The organism is Streptomyces sp. A1136 (assembly GCF_004795055.1).
Taxonomy (GTDB): Bacteria; Actinomycetota; Actinomycetes; order Streptomycetales; family Streptomycetaceae; genus Streptomyces.
In genome coordinates this window covers 1-1745 of record NZ_SSBJ01000095.1, presented here as the reverse complement: position 1 = coordinate 1745, position 1745 = coordinate 1, and the positions used below count along the sequence as shown (strand labels likewise).

At 78.7% G+C, this 1745-nt stretch carries 1 protein-coding gene and 1 pseudogene; both read right to left on the bottom strand.

Annotation, left to right across the window (positions count from 1 at the left end):
• Positions 1-533 (bottom strand): annotated as a pseudogene (locus E6R62_RS37390) (cytochrome P450); the annotation flags it as partial.
• Positions 530-1745 (bottom strand): AMP-binding protein (locus tag E6R62_RS37385; RefSeq protein ID WP_136217900.1); only part of this gene is annotated, 1216 nt, incomplete at its 5' end. The pseudogene E6R62_RS37390 and the gene E6R62_RS37385, both read right to left, overlap by 4 nt.

Here is a 1745-nt window from a genome sequence, read left to right as displayed (position 1 = left end):
GGCCGGGGCGGCCCCGGCAGGTGCCCGCGCACGGAGGCCGCCGCCGCATCGGCCGCCGCCCGGGCCACGGCCCGCGGCTCGGCCCGGCAGTCCAGCAGCGCGCAGACCACCACCCCGGCCAGCTCGCGCGCCAGCTCCACCACGTCCACCTCGCCGCCCCGGGCCAGGGGGAGCAGCCGACGTGTCAACAAGGGCTGCCAGAGCGAGCGGAGTTCCCCGATGCCCGCCCCGCCGAGCCGCTCGGCCAGCGCCCGCCGGTCCGCGCGGTGCCCGCTGCCCTCCTGGTCGAACAGCACGCCCCCGTCGCCCTCCAGCGCCGCCCGGGCGGCGCCGCCCGTGGTGCCCGGCGCCGTCCGGTCGAGCGGCAGCCGGGTCAGTGCCTCCCGGTAGGCCCGCGCGTCGTGGACGAGCACGGAACCGCCCAACCGGAGTACGGGCCGGCCGCGGGTGGCGGCGAGCAGCCCGAACAGCAGCGGGTGGCCGCCCAGGTAGACCCCACGGTCGCGCCGCCGGGCCCGTGCGGCCGCGTTCATCGGGCTCCTCCCCGCGCGCCGCGCAGGGCCGCCGCCGCCAGCTTCGAGGCCGCCGCCCGGTCCGGTTTGCGCGAGCGCCCGGCCAGCGGGACGTCCGCGAACAGCAGCGCGTCGGGCCGCGCCGTCCCCATCCGCCGCAGCGGTTCCGACAGGGCCGCCCGCAGCACGGGTTCGGGCACCCCGCGCCGCGGCTGCACGACGGCCACCAGCCGCTCGTCCCCGTCGTCCGCCGGGACCCCGACGAGCACCCCCAGTTCCACACCCGGTACGTGCAGGGAAGGTTCGTACAGGCCCGGGTAGATGTTCTCCGCCCGCCGCAGCACCATGTCCTTGCACCGGCCCTCCAGGACGATCCGCCCGGCCCCGTCCAGCCGCGCCCTGTCCCCCGTACGCACCCATGCGTCACGCTCCTCGCCCAGGTAGCGGTCCCGGGCCGCCGGTCCGGTCAGCAGGAGCTGTCCGGCCGGGTCCCGCTCGGCCCGCACCCCCGGGAGCGGCGCGCCCACCAGGTCCCCCGAGCCGGTGAAGGCGGCCTTCTCCCGCGATTCCACCGCCGCCGCGGGGAACAGTTCCGTCAGCGCGTACACGCCCCACGCCTGGTCGGCGCCCGCGTCGCGGACACGGTTGAGCAGTTCGGCCCCGGCCGGCGCCGAACCCGTCCACACCCGGCCCCCGAACGCCGCCCCGGCGGCCAGCGCGTCGCGCAGCCGCGGCGGCGTGAGGTAGGTGTCCTGCGGGCGGAGCCGGGCCAACTGCCGGGCCAGGCCCCGCGCGGAACGGGCCGGCAGGGCGACCGGCGCGCCACGCGTGAGGGCGGGGACCAGGACGAAGAAGGTGCCGCCGAGCACGGGCTCGCCAGGCCGGGCGCCTGCGAACAGCGTCGAGACCGTCTCCATGCCCGCCGCCAGGCTCGCCCGGGTGTGCACCACCGCCTGCGGCCGCGACGTCGTCCCGGAGGTGAACACGATCACCGCGTCCCCGTCCCCCTCGAAGCCCGCCGGGACCCCCGCGCGCGGGGCGTCCCGCTCCAGGGCGGGCGCGCACCACGGCAGCCGCCGCCCGACCGTCGCCACCGGGCCGCCCAGGCCCAGCCGTACGCGGGCCGTGCAGCTCAGGGCCACCGTGTAGAAGGCGATCAGGCCCGCGTACGGCAACGGCTGTCCCGGCCCGTCCAAGGTCAGCTTGTACACCCCGCCCACGAGGAGGACGGCC